This window comes from Clostridium sp. NSJ-49, assembly GCF_014287725.1.
Taxonomy (GTDB): Bacteria; Bacillota; Clostridia; order Clostridiales; family Clostridiaceae; genus Clostridium; species Clostridium disporicum_B.
Window position 1 is genome coordinate 1 of sequence record NZ_JACOOP010000030.1, and the last position, 19,754, is coordinate 19,754.

The following is a 19,754-nucleotide window of genomic DNA, read 5'->3' on the forward strand; positions in this document are numbered from 1 at the left end:
ACACTGCTTACATTGATACTTTTGTTTAGCCTGCTTATTCATACCAAACTTGTATAGTTTATCAGAATTACAGCGTGGGCATTTTATATTAGTTTTGCTCATTGTTCTTCTCTCCTTTTCGAAGGGGGGTATTATTTAGTATCGCAAACCTATTGTATTTCCTTGGGCTGAGAAGAGCAATGTTCATATAACTTAACAGATCGATCTTTTTATTTTGGAGGAAATAATGAAATTACTTTTTTTCGATACTGAAACTACTAGCGTAAAACCAGGTAATATATGCCAATTAAGTTATATAACTGTAGATACTTCAACTAAACCACAAACTACTATAGGTAAGAATTTTTTCTTTACAGTTGATGAAATGGATGAAGGTGCTGAAGCTATTCATGGATTTTCTTTAGAAAAATTATATGAATTATCAGATGGTCTTGAATTTTTTGATCAAATCCAAGAATTTATGAAAGACTTCTTTGATGCTGACTTTGTAATAGGTCATAATGTTCAATTTGATGTTAAATTCTTAAAACATGAAGTAGACTCACTTTATCAAGCTGGCATGATAGATACCAATTGGGAACCAAAAAGAACTTTCTGTACTATGGCTTATTATAAACCTATATGTAATATACCATCTGCTAATGGAAATGGTATTAAAAACCCTAAACTTTCTGAAGTTATAAACTTTTTAGGAATTTCTGATGAAACAATAGCAGCTAAAGCTGATGAATTATTCCAAGGAAGTGGAAATTACCATGATGCTAGATTCGATACAGCTGCGGTATATTTACTTGTTATAGAGGGTATGAAAAAGAAACTTATTAAACCTGGATTTTTTTCAAACCAACTAAATAGCTAATCACCTTAAGTTATACATACTTTTAAAATGCTGTTCGCAAAGCTCACAGGTAAAAAGTCAAATACATGGAAATAAAAAGGCTACTATCGTAGTAGGGAAAAGTTAACTTAAGTAATAGCTAAAAGTACTAATATATACTTTGCACTATTGCCACAATCAATGTTTTCCCTGTCACGTCAGTAACCTTTTTCTTTTTAAATTAAGTCAAGCCTTTTCCTAAATTTCTCAGCAATTTATTTAATTACCACTCCACACTTCTATACTATCATTATAACTTTCTACAATTCCAAATGTTCTATCAAAGGATTCATCTACTCTTATAGTTTGATAGTAATCCAAATAATCAGCTTCATTCTCCGTAGCTGGAACTACCTGATAACAATAATTTCCATTAAAGATGTTTAACTTTACCCATGTAGGGATATATTGCGGTACATCAACTGTAACTTCGCCAGTTTTAAAATTCTTAGTTATATTAACAGATACCATTAATCCATCTTCAGTATAAGGGTTACCTATACTTTCTGTTCTCTGACTAGATATAAAATTTCCTAGGGAATATATTACCGCAGTACTATGGTTACCGTCATCTGATTCTAGAATATCTATAGGTTGAATTGTATGCGGATGGTCTCCGAAAATTATATCAACACCTTCATTAGCCAAAAACTGTGCTATTGTTAGTTGACTTTCATTTGGTTCTAACTGATATTCTTCTCCCCAATGCATATAAAATACTATTACATCTACCCCATCATCTTTCATTTTATCTATTTCCTTTTTCATTTCTAAAAGGTCATTGTCTAAATCATATGGATTAAAAGTATTCATTAAGCTATATAAATTATCAGGAATAGGTATTCCATTTAATCCTCTAGCTTCCTCATAAACATCTGTAGTGTATCCATAGGCTGTAATTCCAACTTTTATATCTTTCACTTCTTTTATAATATATCTTGAGTCTTTTTCGCTATCTCTTGTTCCTATAACATCAAAACCTTTTTCTTTTAACACTTCTCTAGTACGGATAAAACCATATTCTCCTTTATCTAGTGAATGGTTACTCATATTACTAATTATATCTACTCCAGATTTTTTTAATGAATCTGCTAATTCATCTGGAGTGTTAAAACAAGGATATCCTGAGTATCCACTTTCTTCTCCTGCTAAAGTAGTCTCTAAGTTTGCTATAGTTAAATCAGCTTTGCTTAAATAATCTTTTATTAATTCAAAATTATAATCAAAATTATAAGTATCGTTACTCCAATCATACATAGCTTGTACAATATCTATATGCATTAACAAATCTCCTACAGCCATTATTTCTATAGTTTCAATTCGTTCATCTTCTATTTCATCTTTTTTTATTATTTCTTCATCAAACTTAATAGTTTCATCCTTAGTTTCATTTGAATTATAATTAGTTGCTTCATCTGAGTAAGTCGCTATATTCTTATTTTCACTTCTGTTTATATCTTTGTAAATAATTATTCCGATTAAACCTATTACAATAACAAAAAAAATACTTCTATAAATCATTTTAATTTTACTTTTCATATATTTCACCTCTAGTAAAATTATAATTCTTTGCAACTTTATTTTCCATTATTTTACATTTGCTTTTTCTTATATATTTCTACATTTCACACTAAATGTTTACAATATTTTATAATAACTATATACAAAGTATCATTTATATTTTTAATAATTACGGATATAATAAAAGATATACTTATTTATAAAAAAAGAGATGTACTTATCGTACATCTCCTTTTACAATACAATTATAAAAACTTATATAATTCCTTACATTTTTCCTTATCCATAGCTGGAATTCCTTCTAGTCTATATTTTATTCCCATAGTTTCATACTTACTTATACCTAAAAGATGATATGGTAATAATTCTACCTTTTCAACATTTTCAAGAGTTCTTATAAAATCTCCAAGATTCCTAATATACTCTTCACTATCTGTAATACCTGGAACTACAACTTGTCTTATCCATAACTTAGTACCACACTTTTTGCAAGCTTCTAAGAATTTTAAACTTTCATCAATATCACTACCTGCTAGATCCTTATATCCTTCTTTAGTAAGATGTTTAACATCAAAAAGTACTAAATCAACATATTTTAATATTTCTTCATAATTTCCAAAACCAACTCCAGAAGTATCTAACGTAGTATGTATATTCTTGTCCTTACATAATTTTAATGCTTCTATTAAAAATTCTGGTTGTCTTAAAGGATCTCCCCCTGAAAATGTTATTCCTCCTCCAGATCTTTCAAAATAACTTCTAAATCTTGAAACCTTATTTATTAATTCTTCAGGAGTCATAAGTAATTCTCCTTCACCTGACCAAGTATCAGGATTATGACAATATTTACATCTCAATGCACATCCTTGCATAAACACAACTACTCTAATTCCTGGCCCATCAACTAATCCCATACTTTCTATGGAATGTATTTTTCCCTTTATCATTTTCAACCTCCTGATAAATATATTAGTTCAATTAACTTTTCACATTAATATCCATATATTTTTGTTTATATATATCAAAATTATACACTTTTTATCACCTTTTGTTAATGTAATTTATTCCCACGATATTTCTTGCTGTTAATTCTACCTAAACAACATTTTTTTCCTTTTAACTATATAACTTTGATTTTTACTTGACATTTTGATAATATCATTATTCCCGATTTTTAACACTTTTTTCTTTTTCTTAGTTATACTAAACTTTTAATGCAATATTTTTAAACTCCAAATACCTCATATTCCATTAAACCCTTTCAACTCAACGTTTTTCATTGATATTTTTTTAATTTTTTTTTAACAAAAACATTGCTTTTCTTCCACATTATATATATAATACTATTTGTTTGTTTAGTAATTTTAAACCTTTAGTTTAGTAATAGTTACTAAACTTTTTTGTAGTAGGAGGTGAAAATATGGAGATAGGTGAAAAAATCAAGAGAATGCGAATCGGGAAAGGTCTTACACAAGAGGAGCTAGCTAATAGATGTGAACTTTCAAAAGGATTTATTTCTCAACTTGAAAATGATTTAACATCACCATCTATCGCTACCCTAATAGATATTCTAGAAATATTAGGGACAAACCTTAAAGAATTTTTTAGCGATGATAAAGAAGAAAAAATTACATATACATACGAAGATATGTTTGAAACAGAAAATGAAGAATTAAAATATAGTCTTATGTGGTTGGTGCCAAATGCTCAAAAAAACGAAATGGAACCAATTATGATAACTCTTGAACCTAATGGGCAATATATAGAAGAAGAACCTCATGAAGGTGAAGAGTTTGGGTATGTTTTATCTGGAAGTATTACCCTACATCTTGGTAAAAAGAAATTTAAAGTAAAGAAAGGTGAAAGCTTTTACTTTAAACCAAGATCAAATCACTATATTTCCAACTCTGGAAAAACTCCAGCAAAGGTGATTTGGATTAGTACTCCACCATCATTTTAGCATTAAGAAAGAGGTGTTTTATTTTGAGTCAAAACATTATTGAATTAAAAGAAATTTCTAAAACATACGGAGAGAATAAAGTTTTAAATAACCTTTCATTAAATATAAAGAAAAATGAATTTTTAACTCTTTTAGGACCTAGTGGTTGTGGTAAAACAACAACACTTAAAATAATAGCAGGTTTCGAAAATGCTGATGAAGGTGTGGTTCTATTTGCAGATGAAAACATCACAAATCTTCCTCCATATAAAAGAAAGTTAAATACAGTATTCCAAAAGTACGCTTTATTTCCTCATATGAATATATATGAAAACATAGCTTTTGGTTTAAAAATAAAGAAGCTTCCTAAAAATGAGATTGATAAAAAGGTTAAAGAAATGCTAAAACTAGTTGCTCTTGAAGGTTTTGAAAAAAGATCTGTTGAATCATTAAGTGGTGGTCAACAGCAAAGAGTTGCTATAGCTAGAGCTTTAGTAAATGAACCTGAAGTTTTATTATTAGATGAACCACTTGGTGCTCTTGACTTAAAGCTTAGAAAAGAAATGCAAATTGAGCTTAAGAAAATTCAACAAGAGCTTGGAATAACATTTATCTTCGTCACTCATGACCAAGAAGAAGCATTGACTATGTCAGATACTATCGTAGTAATGAATAAAGGGGTAATCCAACAAATGGGTTCACCTGAAGACATTTATAATGAACCAGCTAATGCTTTCGTTGCAGACTTCATAGGTGAAAGTAACATTTTAGATGGAATTATGCTTGAAGACTATAAAGTTGAGTTTTCTAATGTTATATTCCAATGTGTTGATGCAGGATTTGATAAAAATGAAAAAATTGATGTAGTAATAAGACCAGAAGATATTGAAATAACATCTCCTGAAAGTGGAATGTTACAAGGTAAAGTTAATACAGTAACCTTTAAAGGTGTACATTATGAAATTGAAGTTGAAGAAAAAAATCAAAAATGGATAATACATAACACAAAATCTGCTGTAGTTGATAGTATGGTAGGATTAAATATTGATCCTGAAGCTATCCACATAATGAGAAAGGTGTCTGAATAATCATGAAAAAAAACAATGGAAAAAGTATACTTCCAGCAGCACCTTATATTGTTTGGAGTTCACTATTTATTGTAATTCCACTTTTAATAGTAATATTCTTCAGTTTCACAGTAAGTACTTCAGATGGTTATAAATTTTCACTAGAAAATTTTCAGAGATTATTAGATCCAAATTACTTTACAGTCTTTAAAAGAAGTATCTGGCTTGCTCTTAAAGCTACTATAGGTTGTTTAATCCTTGGATATCCTGTAGCATATTTAATTTCTAAGATGAGACCTGGTAAACGTGATATTCTTATAATGCTTTTTATAGTTCCAATGTGGATGAACTTTCTACTTAGAACTTATGCATGGCTCCCTATCTTAGGAAAAAACGGAATTATAAATAATTTCCTTGCTTTTATAGGTGTTGGTAGAATCAATCTTCTATACAATGATTTTGCAGTACTTCTTGGTATGATTTATAATTTCCTTCCATTTATGGTACTTCCTATATACACTGTTCTTACAAAAATGGATAAGGATTTAATAAATGCAGCATCCGATCTTGGTGCAAATAGAGTAAAAGTATTTACAAAAATAATATTCCCATTAAGTATGCCAGGTGTTATATCTGGAATAACAATGGTCTTTATGCCTGCTGTTTCAACTTTCGTAATATCAAGACTTCTTGGTGGTGGTCAATACATGCTACTAGGAAATTTAATAGAACAGCAATACACTACTATGGGTGACTGGAACTTCGGTTCTGCCATAGCTATATTTATGATGATTATAATCTTAATTTCAATGGGTATTATGAAGCTATTTGAAAGTTCTGACGATAAAGAAGGAGGAGGAAGCATGTTATGGTAAAAAAACTTGAATCTTTTATAAAGAGATTTTATCTTATTTTAATATTTATCTTTTTATATACACCAATAATAACATTAATGGTTTTCTCCTTTAATGATTCTAAATCTATGGGTAAATGGAATGGCTTTACTCTTAGATGGTATAGTGAGTTATTTCAAAATGCAAGAATAATGAATGCATTAAAGTACACTCTAATAATTGCGGTAGTAGCATCAATAATAGCAACAATTATAGGAACTCTTGCAGCTATAGGAATTCATAGAATGAAAGGACTTCCTAAAAAAACACTGCTTAATATAAACTACTTACCAGTTTTAAATCCAGATATAGTTACTGGTATATCACTTATGAGTTTATTTATATTCCTTAAACCATTATTAAATATAGAATTTGGTTTTTTAACGATGTTATTAGCTCATATTACTTTTAATATACCTTACGTAATATTATCAGTACTACCTAAATTAAAGCAAATGCCTGCAAATATAACAGATGCTGCATTAGATTTAGGCGCAACACCTGGATATGCTATGAGAAAAATAATATTACCACAAATTAAACCTGGTATATTCGCTGGACTTCTTATGGCATTTACAATGTCTATAGATGACTTTGTAATAAGTTTCTTTACTACAGGTCCTGGAGTAACTAACCTATCAATTGAAATTTACTCTATGGCTAGAAAGGGAATTAACCCTTCAATAAATGCGTTATCTACGCTTATGTTTGTAACAGTATTAATTTTATTATTAATTGTTAATAGAAAAGAATTTACTTCAAGAGGTGGTAAGGTTGAAAAAAATTAAAAAACTAAGTGCTCTTGCAGCTGCTACTGTTCTAACAGCTTCTCTTTTTACTGGCTGCGGAAATAGTAATGTTGGAGAAAATGGAACTATAAACTTCTTTAATGTTGGGGACTACATTGATGAAGCATTAATTCAAAAATTTCAGAAAGAGACTGGAATCAAAGTTAACTACGATACTTACGATACTAATGAAATAATGTATCAAAAGGTAAAAACTAATCCAGGTACTTACGATTTAGTTGTACCATCAGACTACATGGTTCAAAAAATGATTAATGAAGGTCTTGCTGAAAAGATAGATTTTAATAATATACCTAATTATCAATATATAAACCCAGAGTTTAAGGATTTATCTTATGATCCAAACAATGAATATTCTGTACCATACATGTGGGGAACTGTTGGAATATTATATGATACAACTAGAGTTACAGAGCCTGTAACTAGCTGGGATATATTATGGGATACTAAATATAATGATGAAATATATATGTTCAACTCTCTTAGAGATGCTTTAGCTGTTGCTTTCTTAAAAGATGGATATTCAATAAATACTACTGACCCATCTCAAATAGAAGATGCTAAAAAGGCTTTAATAGAACAGTTATCTTTAACTAATCCTATATATGTAAATGATGAAGTTAAAGATAATATGATATCTGGAGAAAAAGCTCTTGCTACTGTATGGTCTGGAGATGCAATATACTGTATGGCTTCTAATCCTGATTTAGCTTATGCTATTCCTGAAGAAGGTTCAAATAAATGGGTTGATGCTTTAGTAATACCTAAAGATGCTCCTAATAAAGCAGGCGCTGAAGCATTTATAAACTTCTTATGCGATCCTCAAAATGCTAAAGAAAATGTTGATTATATAGGATATTCAACTCCAAATAAAGCTGCATTCGATCTATTAGATGATGAAACAAAAAATAATCCTGCTGCATATCCTTCAGATGAAGTATTAGATAAATGTGTATTATTTGTTGATCTAGACAAAAGTACATTAAAATTATATGAGGATGCTTTTACAGAAGTATTGTCACAATAAAAAAAGAAGCGAATTTTTCGCTTCTTTTTTATTTTAACCCTAGCAATCTAAAGTTAATTTGTATTTTATCAATTTCTTTGAAATTTGAAACGTACAAACTTTTCTTAATATCTTCACTAATATCTTTTATCATTTTTTATGGTATAATTAATAATAAATATTAATAAAAACGGAGGATGCTATGATAAGATACCATGTAATTCTAGATGGAAGAGTCCAAGGTGTAGGATGTAGGTTTTTTTGCCAAATGAATGCAACTTCGCTTTCATTAACTGGTTGGGTTCGAAACTTGGATAACGGTATGGTTGAACTTGAAGTACAAGGTGATGAAAAATCTGTAGATAAATATATTTCAATAATCAGTAAAGGAAATAGATTTATACGAATTGATGATTATTCAATTAAAAAGAAAGATATAGTTTCTAACGAACGTTCTTTTAAAACAACTTACTAACTTCTTAGTACTGCAAAAAAAGTGGCTTTTACAAGCCACTTTTTGCTTTGGAATCAAAAATCATTAGGTTATATTTTTGTATAACATTAATAAGTTTATCTGCATATATTTTTTCTCCGTTCTCATCTTCCGCTGTACTATAACCTGCATTTTCTAAAGCCTGTGCTTGGCTTTTATATTCTTTTCCATCAAACAAACCATTCACCCTATATCTTTCATTTTCATTCAAGAATTCACCATGATCTGCTATGGATTGAAGAATATTATCATACTTTCTAAAATTCGCCTCTATAATATCATCATAATTTTCTTTTGTTGTCATAGTTGCAATAGCTCCATCCCAACGACTATCTGCTTTTATTCCAAATATATTATTATGTTCTAATGCTAACTCAGACTCTCCCCATCCAGATTCTAATATAGCTTGTGCCATTGTTATAGATGGTAAAATACCATAATTATAATAATTATCTAAAGCTGCTGGATATATTTCGTTAATAAATGTCATTTTAGCTTCATCTTTATATAAATCCTTATATAAAGTATTATCATTTATTTCATTTAGAAAAGCTTTTACCTTCTCTTCTTCTTCATTATTTACTTTTAATCTTTCTAAAACCTCATCAACAGTAAATAATGTATATTCACCATTTTCACCATTTTTCAAAAACACTTTTGCTATCTTTGAAACAAGTTCATCTTCTTTACCATCATTAAGCACTTCATTTATAGCCGCAACTTCTTGCCAGTTTACTTGAGCTTTTCCTTCACTAACATTATCTGTCACATCTATATAATATTTTATTTTATCGTAACCTAAAGTATCGAAATCTGTTCTAGTAAAGAATATATTTCTTCCAAACAGTATTAAAGCAGTAAATATAATTACAACTATAAATGGATACAATTTAACCTTCTTTTTTGTTGTTTTATATCCATAGTTATTTATACCATTATATATAAGTTTTTCATTCACATAATCACCTCACATAATAAATATATGATAAAACTATTAAGAATATCTCATATATTTATTAAGAACTTCTTATGTTTTACCTTTCTAAATCTACTTCTACCTTATCTTTATTATTTTCTAAATTAAAAAAATCTCTTGTTTCATTAATTACTATCTTCCTTAACCCTATAAGCCCCACTAAATTTGGTAACGCCATAAGACCATTACAAATATCAGCTATAATAAAAATTATATCTAAAGGTAAAAATGGTCCTATTGCAACAAGAATAATAAAAACAGCTTTATATGGCCTGATAGCATTAACTCCATATAAATACTGAATGCATCTTTCACCATAATAATTCCATCCAATTATAGTAGTAAATGCAAAAAATATGAGTCCTATATTAACAATATATTTCCCTATATTAAATATAGGTAATGCTGAGCTAAAAGCTGAAGTAGTTACTGCTGCACCATCTAAGCCAATATTATATGACTTAGTTATAACTATTGCTAATCCTGTTAACGTACATATCACTATTGTATCAATAAACGTTCCTGTCATTGATATCAAACCTTGTCTTACAGGTTCTTTAGTTTTAGCTGCTGCAGCTGCAATAGGAGCACTTCCTAATCCTGCCTCATTTGAAAATACACCTCTTCCAATTCCCCTTTGCATAACCATAAGAATTGTAATACCAGTAACTCCTCCAAAGGCAGCTCTAGGATTAAACGCACTTTCTATAATTAACATAATGGTTTGTGGTATTAATTTAATATTAACAGCTAATACCATTAAAACTCCTACTATATACATTCCCGCCATAAATGGTACAATAGCTTCTGATACCTTTGAAATTCTCTTTATTCCACCTAATGTTACTAAAGATACTATTGTTGTAAGAATTATAGCTGTTACTATTATAGGAACATTAAAGCTTAGCTTTGCTGCATCTGCAATTGATTTAACTTGCCCAAAAGTACCTATCCCCAACAGTGCAACTCCAACTCCAAACACTGCAAAAGCTTTTGCTAAAAACTTTGACCCAAGTCCTTTTTCAATGTAATACATTGGTCCACCAGCCATTTGACCATTTGAATCTACCTCTCTATACTTTACAGCAAGCACTCCTTCTGCATACTTTGTAGCCATACCAAAAAAAGCTGCTATCCACATCCAAAAGATTGCTCCTGGTCCACCTGCTACAATTGCTGTTGCTACTCCAACAATATTTCCTGTGCCGATAGTTGATGATAATGCTGTACAAAGTGCTGCAAAGCTACTAACATCCCCTTCTAAGCCCTCTATCTCATTTTCATCTTTAGAAAACACATACTTAAATGCTAACTTTAGTTTACTTATTTGAATAAATCCTAACTTAAAAGTAAAATAAATTCCAGTTCCCACTAATAAAACTAATAATGGTACTCCCCATACAATATTGTTGATAGTTGATAAAATTTTTTCCATAAAAAAATCCTCCTAATTTAAAATTACGGAGGAGACTTAGATACATTAATAATTTATAATTAACAATTTATAATTAATGGCTAAACCTTTGCTTAAATTACTTTTAAAGCTAGTCTATCTAATCTTTCACATTAAGTATTAATTATTAACTTTTAATTTTTAACTATCCTATCCCCTGTCCTTTTACCTGAGAGTTTGAGTTTAATAAAACTTAAACCTTGCTCCTTCGGTGCTCTCTTTGAGTCTCTCCAGAGGCTCGTCCAATAGCGGTCCTGTTACCTGAAAGATTTGCTTCTTCGGCGGACAATAATCTGTCTCTCTCCCACTACCTTCATCCGAACTCTATTAAATTATAAAATTATTATATTTACATTTGCTTATATATGTCAATATTAAATTTCAAATCTATTTTTTATTTCACCTCTAACTAAATAATGTGTAAAATACTTTTTTCTTGGTGCAGATGACGGGACTTGAACCCGTATGAGAACTTCTCACTACCACCTCAAGATAGCGCGTCTGCCTATTCCGCCACATCTGCTTGTTATCTATTATATAATCCTAAAATATTAAATCAAAATTTTACCTTTATCTATCTCTTAATGATTTTAATATTTTCACTATATTATCTATATCTTCATCACTTAAACTATCATAATTATCAAGCATTAATTTAATTCCTTCTAATACTTTATTTTTATATGAATTATTTTTTTCCTTCTTCCCACCATTTAAAACTCTTAGAGCAATAGCTGTTGATGTTATTCCTATAAATCCAACTCCAAAAACCATAAGAATTACAGCTATACTTCTACCTAACTGTGTCTTTAAAACAACATCTCCATATCCTACTGTAGTAAAAGTTACAAAGCTCCACCATAAAGCATCTCCTAAAGATATTCCTTCAATAAGCGATATTATAACAGCACCTATAACAATGATTGTAGTTGATATTATTAATAGATAATATACTCTATTGGTTCTAATCTCCTCTTTTGTTTTTACCTTAAACTTTATAAAAAATATTCCTAGCATAAATATTTTAAAGATTTTTATTATAGTATTAGGTTCTATAATATAAGCTAAGTTAATAACTGCAGCTATTTTAACATAAGCTCTAAGTGGTATTATTGACAGTAAATCAATCATGTTATTTTTTATAAATTCTCTCTTACCTTTTGATATAACAAATCTTACTACATAGTCTCCAATAAAAATAAGCCTAACTATATTTTCTATATAATAGAAACTTAATGTTACCTCTTTAGGTAATGGAATAAAAATATCAATAACTAACATTAATGCTAATAGTAACGCTAATAAACCTATAAAAAATTCATATACAGTCTTTTTATTCATATACTCTACCTCATTATTAAACTAATAGATTATATTATTTTTTATGTAATCTTAGAACTAAAATACTAGTTAAAAGTTAATCGTTAAAAAATATTCTCTACTAATCAATAAAAAAAGCAATATAAAAAGCCAGCATTGCTGGCTTTAAAACTATTAACTATTCACATCTTCCATACATTTTAGTGTATCTATATATTTTTTCTGCCAATTCATCATCGTAACTTCCTTCAGATATTCTCCATTTCCAGTTATTTCCTAATGTTGAAGGCATATTTATTCTTGTTTCATTTCCAAGGTCTAGGAAATCTTGCATTGTTGCAATTGCAAGATCTGATACACTACTCCAAACTCCTCTTATGAATCCCCAATTATATCCTTCTTCATCAGATAGAGATAAGTACTCTTTACAATACTTCACATCATTTCTTGGAGCAGTTAAGTCATACCATCCTCTGAATGTATCATTATCGTGTGTTCCTGTATAAGCTACACAATTATTATTATAAGTATGAGGAAGATAATTACTTTCTTCTCTTTCATCAAAAGCAAATTGTAAAACCTTCATTCCTGGAAATCCTGAGTCTTCTAAAAATTCTTTTACTTCAACAGTTAAAAAACCTAAATCTTCTGCAATTACATTAACTTCTCCTAAAGCTTCTTTTACTGCATCAAATAATTTCATTCCTGGCCCTTTTACCCATTCTCCATTAATAGCTGTTTCTTCCCCATAAGGAATTTTCCAATAGCTTTCAAATCCTCTAAAGTGGTCTATTCTGACAACATCATATAACTTCAAACTTTCTCTAACTCTCTTTATCCACCAAGAATAACCTTCCTTATCCATATATTCCCAATCATATATTGGATTTCCCCATAATTGACCTGTAGCTGAAAAGGCATCCGGTGGACATCCAGCAACACTTATAGGTTTTAATGTTTCTTTATCTATTAAATAACTTTCTGGATTACTCCACACATCAGCACTATCTTCTGCTACATATATAGGAATATCACCAATTATTTTTATTCCTTTAGAATTAACATATTTCTTTAAATCATTCCATTGTTTAAAGAATAGGTATTGTATAAACTCCCAATACTCTATATTATCTTTAAGTAAAACCTTATATTTTTCCAAAGCTTCTACTTCTCTTTTTTTAATGTCATCATCCCAGTATTGCCAACTTACAAGATTAAAATGATTTTTAATTGCCATATATAGTGCATAATCTTCAAGCCACCATTTATTTTCTTCTCTAAACTTTTCAAACTCTTCTCTTAAGTGACTTGATTCATTATTTATAAAATTATTATAAGCTTTTCTTAATACCTCATATTTTATTTTAAATAGTAATCCATAATCTATATAATTCTTATTGTCACCATAATTTTCATTTAAATATTCATATTCTCTTAACAGATTATCTTTTGCTAGTAAATCAAAATCTATAAAATATGGATTACCTGCAAAAGCTGAAAAAGATTGATATGGAGAATCTCCATATCCCGTCTGCCCAAGCGGCAATATTTGCCAATACTTCAACCCTGATTTATATAAAAAGTCTGCATAATCATAAGCTTCTTGTCCAAAAGTTCCTATCCCAAACTTTCCTGGTAAAGATGATATATGCATTATTACTCCAGCACTTCTATTCATTTTTTCCACCTATCCCTCTCATTTTAATGCTTATACAATTTATATATTATTATGGCTAATTAATAACCATATAATTATCTAATTAAATACTACTACAAGACTCTCTTTCAATTAATTCTGTATCTAATAAAATTTGTCTGTGCTCACCTTTTCCACTTAAAAGTGCAAATAACAACTCTACACTTTTTAATGCCATTTCTTCTTTAGGCTGCTTCATAGTAGTTATTCCTGGATTATAAAATTCACTTATATCCATCCCATCAAACCCCATAATTGCTATATCTTTACCTACTACTAAACCACAATCAGCTGCTGCCTTTGCTGCACCAACTGCCATAATATCAGAAATAGCAAAAATAGCAGTTACACCATTATGTTGCTGTAAAAATCTTTTCGCCTCATTATAGGCTGTTCTAGTATCATAATTACCTATTAACATATTTTCTGTATCAACATCTATGTTACTTTCTTCTAAAGCCTTCTTGTACCCTTTATATCTCCACCAACTTATACAAAGGTCATTTTTTTCACCTAACATTATTGCTATATTTTTATGCCCTAATTTTATTAAATAATTTGTTGCGTCATAAGCTGATTTCAAGTTATCAATTCCAACAGTAGAATACTTGTCTTCTATATTAGGAATTACTGTATTTACAGAAGTTAAAACTACTGGCACATCAATATTTCTAAAACTCTCTTCATCGATGTCCACAAAATTTCCTCCTAGGCATATAACTCCTTGTAATCTTTTCTCCTTAATAAAATATTTTAATGTATCAACATCTTCTTCTAGTCCATAGTCATTTTGCTGTAAAATCATAGTATACTTGGACTCATTTATTTTACTTCCTATTACGTTAAGCATTTCGGAGAAAAACGGATTGAAAACCCCTTTAATTAACACTCCAATATTTTTTGTGTTATTTTGCTTCAATATTCTCGCACTATTATTTGGAATATAATTGCTTTCTTTTATAATTTGCATTACCTTTTCCCGTGTACTTTCTTTTACATCAGGATGATTATTTAATACACGGGATACTGTACTTACGCCAACACCTGATAGCTTAGCGATATCTCTAATATTCATCTTTCTTCTCCTTTTATAAAAATTCAGCTATAATTTCGGCACCGTTTCCAAAACTCTTTAAAAATTTTTATATTATTCTTTCTATAATTAACTAGGTATATTATTTGTTTAAGGTATAAAACCACAAATATGTGATTTTATACCCTATAAATTACATTTAATTCGGTATCGTTTCCAATATCAATTATAAAATAATTTGCAAACATTTTCAACTATTTTTAGTTTTTTTTTCCTTCCATAAGAAAAAAACTAATTTAAATATTACTGCATTATTAAATTCTCTTATATCATAAGACGTATATTTTTCAATTTTATCTAACCTGTAAATTAAAGTATTTCTATGAATATATAGTTCTTTTGCCGCATCACTTAAATTAAGGCCACATTTAAAAAATACCTCTATCGTCTTAATCATCTCAGTATCTAATTTTAAAAATCCATTATTAACTTTTTCAAAAACATCTTCCTTTACATAGTCTGAAACTGAATCTATTATACCTTCAAATATCATATTTCTATCATCAATTATAGATTCATTAAAATTATATTTTTTAGCTAATTCTATTTTAGCAATATTATCTTCAAACTCTTTTTTTACTTTGTTTAAATCTAAAACCTTAGAATAACTAATATAATATTTCCCGGAAAATGTATTGTCAATAGTTTCTTTTATACTTTCCATATGATCTCTAGCATCTTCTAGCTCACCTATAATTATAATATTTCCTTTATAAATTACAACCTCAACTTCACTATCAGTATAACATTCTTTAATATAATCGTATATACTTTCTATATTGTTCTCCGCATAAATACTAACTAGATAAAATTCTTTAGTAAGTGCTGGTAAAGTTGCCTTTAATATCTCTGGTTCTATTTCTTCACCTTTTAGTAATGATAATATTATATCTCTTTTATGTAAAAATCCATCTTTTAACTTATCTTTTATACAAAAAATTAATAAATCTAAAATAGCACTAAATGCTGCATTAACTTTTATGCAGCATTTAGTATTTTCAAATTTAAAATTCTTTGTTAAGTAATTCTGTGATTTGTCAAAAAGAGGTGTAGAATATATTCCAACTCCATCTATATTTAGATTAAAAGGAATTTTCGAACTCTTATAAATATCATCTACTAATTTTTCAATAAATTTCACAAAATCACCTCAACCCTTTTATAATTACAAAATATATAATCTTACTTTCTAATTACTTAAACTATTTTTAATTCTGTTTCTTTATTAAATACATGTAATTTATTAGCATCTAAGAACAATTTAGCTTCTTGTCCAATTTTTAAAGAAGTTGTTCCTTCAACTCTTACATTCATATTATTATCTCCACATTTAGTGTAAATGTAACTTTCAGCACCCATAAGTTCAATTACTTCAACATTACCATTTATAACACTATGAGGATTATCTTTGATTAACTCATCTTTATCACTTATATGCTCTGGTCTTATTCCAAATATAACTTCCTTACCAACATATCCATCAGCTTTTAATACTTTAGCTTTATCAGCTGGAATATCTATTCTATTACCATTAAATACAGCTACTAATCCATCGCCATCATTTTCGATAGTTCCGTTTAAGAAGTTCATTTGAGGACTTCCTATAAATCCTGCTACAAAAAGATTTGCTGGATTATTGTATATGTTTTGTGGTGTATCAACTTGTTGAATAACCCCATCCTTCATAACAACTATTCTTGTACCCATTGTCATAGCTTCTACTTGGTCATGAGTTACATATATAAATGTAGTTTCTAATTTTCTATATAATTTAATTATTTCTGTTCTCATTTGAACTCTTAGTTTAGCATCAAGATTAGATAAAGGCTCGTCCATTAAGAATACCTTTGGATTTCTTACAATCGCTCTTCCTAATGCAACTCTTTGTCTTTGACCTCCTGATAAAGCCTTTGGTTTTCTCTTTAATAAATGTTCAATATCAAGTATCTTTGCAGCTTCATGAACCTTTTCTTCTATTTCAGCCTTTGGAACTTTTCTTAACTTTAATGCAAATGCCATATTGTCGTAAACTGACATATGTGGATATAATGCATAGTTTTGGAATACCATTGCTATATCTCTTTCTTTTGGTTCAACATCATTTACTAATTTATCTCCAATATATAATTCACCTTGTGAAATATCTTCTAATCCTGCAATCATTCTTAATGTAGTTGACTTACCACATCCTGATGGTCCAACAAAAACTATAAACTCTTTATCTTCAATTTCAAGATTAAAGTCTTTAACCGCAGTTACATCTCCTTGATAAACTTTATAAATATGTTTTAATGATAAATTTGCCATTCTTAACCCCTCCATTATTCTTTCTCAATATACTTAAATTTTACACTCTGAAATCATTTTTATCCATATACACTATTTACAAATATTAAGCATATTTTTTGTAATATTATCTAAATAAAGTATTTTATTCTCATATTAATTTTTACCTAACTTCAAATTTGTATATTGTCTGGCTTATATATTCTTCATCTTGTTTTAATATTGAATCTTCAACAAAGCAAGAATTCACCCCAATTGGTGGATTTTGAGGTTCTATTGCAACTCCATATCTCCACTGACTAGACTTACCATTCTCTAAAATTTCATCATCAGGATAATTGTGAGTATATACAACTATAGTCTTTCTATCTGTATAAACTTCCAATGCTCTTCCAGACTTTTCATCATAAAGTTCTAGATCTGGACCTTCCCCTCCTTCAATATACCAAGGAATATCATATCCTTTTCCTTGAAGTAATTGTGGATGATTACCATCTATATCTTTTCCTATTTTCTTGCTTGAAGTAAAATCATATTCTGTCCCCTCTATAAACATAAGTAATCCTGTTGGTGCTTGTACATCATTCAACTCAACAATGCTTTTGCTATTTATATATAAGTTGTGATTTAGTATGCTTTCTTTTCCATCTCCACTTAAATTAAAATAGCTATGATTTGTCATATTTACTAATGTATCTTTATCACTTTTAGCGTAATATCTTATCTTTAATTCATTATCCTCTGTTAGTATATATTTAACTTTAACTTTAAGATTTCCTGGATAATTTTCTTCCATATCAGGACTAACTCTACTTAACTCAATATATGCTTCATTTTCTAATGCTTCATATTTAACTTCATAGAACTTTTTATTAAACCCTTCATTTCCTCCATGACCTTGATTTGGATTATAATTTTTGTTTAAAACTAATTTTTTATCTCCTAAATCAACTTCTGCATTGAAAATTCTGCCTCCAGTTCTACCTATTAAAGAACCTAAATATGATGGATTTTCGATATAACTTTCCCAATTCTTATACTTAAGAACTATATTCTCTCTTTTATTATTTCTATCTGGCATTAATATATCAGTTATTATTCCACCATAATTTAAAACTCTAACTTCTACCCCTTTAGAGTTTGGCATACTATAACAAATAATCTCTTTATTATTAAAAACGCCTAAAACCTTTTCAAAAATCTCCATATTATCCCTCCATAACCACTATTAAAAACATTATAACACATTTACGTAAACAATAATTATTAATTATCTTATCAAAAATTAATTTAAATATAAATCTACATTTTCTTTATCTACTTTTATATGCTTTGTTTTTATATATTTACCTTCTAATCCATCTACATTGCTTAAATCTCCATTTATTGCTTTTAAATACGCAATGTTAAAAATCCCTTCAGCTTGAGCCATAGAATTACTAATTACAGTTCCTAATATTTCTTCATTTTTCACGGCTTGTAACGCCTCTTTAACTCCATCTACACCTACTACTATCACATCATAAATTTTAGCATCATTTAATGCATCAACAGCACCTAAAGCCATATCATCATTATTGCTAAATACAACTTCTATCTCACTTCCGAATTCTTTTATCCAACCAGTCATCTTAGATTTTGCTTGTGCAAACTCCCAATTTGCCGTATCATCAGCAAGTTTTTCTACTTCAATTCCACTTTGAACAATAGTTTTAATACTATATTCTGTTCTTATAGCAGTATCTTGATGCCCATGCTCTCCTTCTAACATCACATATTGAATTTTACCATCTCCATTTTTATCAACAGAATCTTTATCCATATAATATTTATCAATTATTAAGTTGCCTTGAAGCTCTCCTGACTGTTCAGCTTCAGCTCCAACATAATACACTTCATTCCATCTTCTCATATCTTCTTCCACTGGCTCTCTATTAAAAAATATAATCGGAGTATTACTATTTTTAGCTTTATCTATTATAGTTGCAGCTGATGTTCTATCAACAATATTTACACAAATCACATCATAATCATTTAAAATAAATTTATCAACTTGATTACATTGATTAGCTAAATTACTTTTTGCATCTAAAATATCTACTGTTATTTTTACATTTTCCTCTATTTCTTTCTTTTTAGCTAGCTCTAGTATATTATTAGTTATTGTTGATATAAATTTATCATCTTCTTTATATACCGTTACTCCAATCTTGATTTCATCAATATCATTATATATTTCACTATTATTTGTGCAGCCAACTAAATAATTAAAGATAAAGATTATTGCTGCAAAAGTTGAGCATCCCCTCATTTTACCCATTCAAA

The 19,754-nt window shown here is 28.8% G+C and carries 19 protein-coding genes, 1 tRNA gene and 1 riboswitch; of the genes, 7 read left to right on the forward strand and 13 right to left on the reverse strand.

Annotated features, from left to right (window positions below; translation table 11 throughout):
* Positions 1 to 102, reverse strand: a 102-nt coding sequence (locus tag H8S10_RS11270; RefSeq protein ID WP_347707662.1) for an IS1 family transposase, incomplete at its 3' end; no start/stop codon positions are given.
* A gap of 124 nt (positions 103 to 226) precedes the next feature.
* Here H8S10_RS11270 and H8S10_RS11275 point away from each other — a divergent pair.
* Positions 227 to 859, forward strand: coding sequence for a 3'-5' exonuclease (locus H8S10_RS11275; RefSeq protein WP_055267528.1), 633 nt, complete (start codon positions 227 to 229; stop codon positions 857 to 859).
* Positions 860 to 1,096: 237 nt separating this feature from the next.
* On the opposite strand, the gene H8S10_RS11280 is transcribed toward H8S10_RS11275, so the two are convergent.
* A complete protein-coding gene (locus tag H8S10_RS11280) occupies positions 1,097 to 2,416 on the reverse strand; it encodes a CapA family protein (protein ID WP_186838933.1) in 1,320 nt (439 codons plus the stop codon).
* A 227-nt stretch (positions 2,417 to 2,643) separates the two neighbouring features.
* The gene (gene pflA, locus H8S10_RS11285) at positions 2,644 to 3,345 is read right to left on the reverse strand and encodes a pyruvate formate-lyase-activating protein (RefSeq protein WP_055267524.1); all 702 of its coding nucleotides are present in this window, start codon (positions 3,343 to 3,345) and stop codon (positions 2,644 to 2,646) included.
* Positions 3,346 to 3,818: 473 nt separating this feature from the next.
* On the opposite strand from pflA, the gene H8S10_RS11290 reads away from it, so the two are divergent.
* From H8S10_RS11290 to H8S10_RS11315, 6 genes are all read left to right on the forward strand, one after another.
* A complete protein-coding gene (locus tag H8S10_RS11290; protein ID WP_186838934.1) occupies positions 3,819 to 4,358 on the forward strand; it encodes an XRE family transcriptional regulator in 540 nt (179 codons plus the stop codon).
* Positions 4,359 to 4,381: 23 nt separating this feature from the next.
* Positions 4,382 to 5,425 carry a spermidine/putrescine ABC transporter ATP-binding protein gene (potA, locus tag H8S10_RS11295; RefSeq protein WP_055267520.1) on the forward strand — a complete coding sequence of 348 codons (1,044 nt, stop codon included), beginning with the start codon at positions 4,382 to 4,384 and terminating at the stop codon, positions 5,423 to 5,425.
* Between the two features lie 2 nt (positions 5,426 to 5,427).
* Positions 5,428 to 6,279 (forward strand): ABC transporter permease, encoded by an 852-nt coding sequence (locus tag H8S10_RS11300; RefSeq protein ID WP_186838935.1) that lies wholly within the window; start codon positions 5,428 to 5,430, stop codon positions 6,277 to 6,279.
* Positions 6,273 to 7,085 (forward strand): ABC transporter permease, encoded by an 813-nt coding sequence (locus H8S10_RS11305; protein WP_055267516.1) that lies wholly within the window; start codon positions 6,273 to 6,275, stop codon positions 7,083 to 7,085. Before H8S10_RS11300 ends, H8S10_RS11305 begins: the two co-directional genes overlap by 7 nt.
* Positions 7,072 to 8,133, forward strand: a complete 1,062-nt coding sequence (locus tag H8S10_RS11310; RefSeq protein WP_186838936.1) for a spermidine/putrescine ABC transporter substrate-binding protein — start codon at positions 7,072 to 7,074, stop codon at positions 8,131 to 8,133. Before H8S10_RS11305 ends, H8S10_RS11310 begins: the two co-directional genes overlap by 14 nt.
* A 181-nt stretch (positions 8,134 to 8,314) precedes the next feature.
* Complete coding sequence (locus H8S10_RS11315) at positions 8,315 to 8,587, forward strand: acylphosphatase (RefSeq protein ID WP_055267512.1); 273 nt, start codon at positions 8,315 to 8,317, stop codon at positions 8,585 to 8,587.
* 28 nt (positions 8,588 to 8,615) lie between these two features.
* On the opposite strand, the gene H8S10_RS18365 is transcribed toward H8S10_RS11315, so the two are convergent.
* The 10 genes from H8S10_RS18365 to H8S10_RS11365 form a co-directional block, all read right to left on the reverse strand.
* A complete protein-coding gene (locus H8S10_RS18365) occupies positions 8,616 to 9,563 on the reverse strand; it encodes a glucosaminidase domain-containing protein (protein ID WP_084759040.1) in 948 nt (315 codons plus the stop codon).
* Positions 9,564 to 9,639: 76 nt separating this feature from the next.
* Complete coding sequence (locus tag H8S10_RS11325; protein ID WP_186838937.1) at positions 9,640 to 11,016, reverse strand: sodium:alanine symporter family protein; 1,377 nt, start codon at positions 11,014 to 11,016, stop codon at positions 9,640 to 9,642.
* Between the two features lie 165 nt (positions 11,017 to 11,181).
* Positions 11,182 to 11,278: riboswitch (glycine riboswitch) on the reverse strand.
* A 193-nt stretch (positions 11,279 to 11,471) separates the two neighbouring features.
* Positions 11,472 to 11,557: transfer RNA gene (locus tag H8S10_RS11330), tRNA-Leu, on the reverse strand.
* 47 nt (positions 11,558 to 11,604) lie between these two features.
* Positions 11,605 to 12,375: a potassium channel family protein gene (locus H8S10_RS11335; protein WP_186838938.1), complete on the reverse strand. Its 771-nt coding sequence runs from the start codon at positions 12,373 to 12,375 to the stop codon at positions 11,605 to 11,607.
* Between the two features lie 157 nt (positions 12,376 to 12,532).
* Entirely contained in the window at positions 12,533 to 14,032 is a 1,500-nt protein-coding gene (gene malQ, locus H8S10_RS11340; protein WP_186838939.1) for a 4-alpha-glucanotransferase, read from the reverse strand.
* Positions 14,033 to 14,114: 82 nt separating this feature from the next.
* Positions 14,115 to 15,125 (reverse strand): LacI family DNA-binding transcriptional regulator, encoded by a 1,011-nt coding sequence (locus tag H8S10_RS11345; protein ID WP_055267503.1) that lies wholly within the window; start codon positions 15,123 to 15,125, stop codon positions 14,115 to 14,117.
* 208 nt (positions 15,126 to 15,333) lie between these two features.
* On the reverse strand, positions 15,334 to 16,284 hold the full coding sequence (locus H8S10_RS18370; protein ID WP_186838940.1) for a helix-turn-helix domain-containing protein: 951 nt from the start codon (positions 16,282 to 16,284) through the stop codon (positions 15,334 to 15,336).
* A 56-nt stretch (positions 16,285 to 16,340) separates the two neighbouring features.
* Positions 16,341 to 17,450, reverse strand: coding sequence for a sn-glycerol-3-phosphate ABC transporter ATP-binding protein UgpC (ugpC, locus tag H8S10_RS11355; protein ID WP_055267499.1), 1,110 nt, complete (start codon positions 17,448 to 17,450; stop codon positions 16,341 to 16,343).
* 142 nt (positions 17,451 to 17,592) lie between these two features.
* Positions 17,593 to 18,636 (reverse strand): aldose epimerase family protein, encoded by a 1,044-nt coding sequence (locus H8S10_RS11360; RefSeq protein WP_186838941.1) that lies wholly within the window; start codon positions 18,634 to 18,636, stop codon positions 17,593 to 17,595.
* A 78-nt stretch (positions 18,637 to 18,714) separates the two neighbouring features.
* Complete coding sequence (locus H8S10_RS11365; RefSeq protein ID WP_055267496.1) at positions 18,715 to 19,749, reverse strand: galactose ABC transporter substrate-binding protein; 1,035 nt, start codon at positions 19,747 to 19,749, stop codon at positions 18,715 to 18,717.
* Between the last annotated feature and the right edge of the window lie 5 nt (positions 19,750 to 19,754).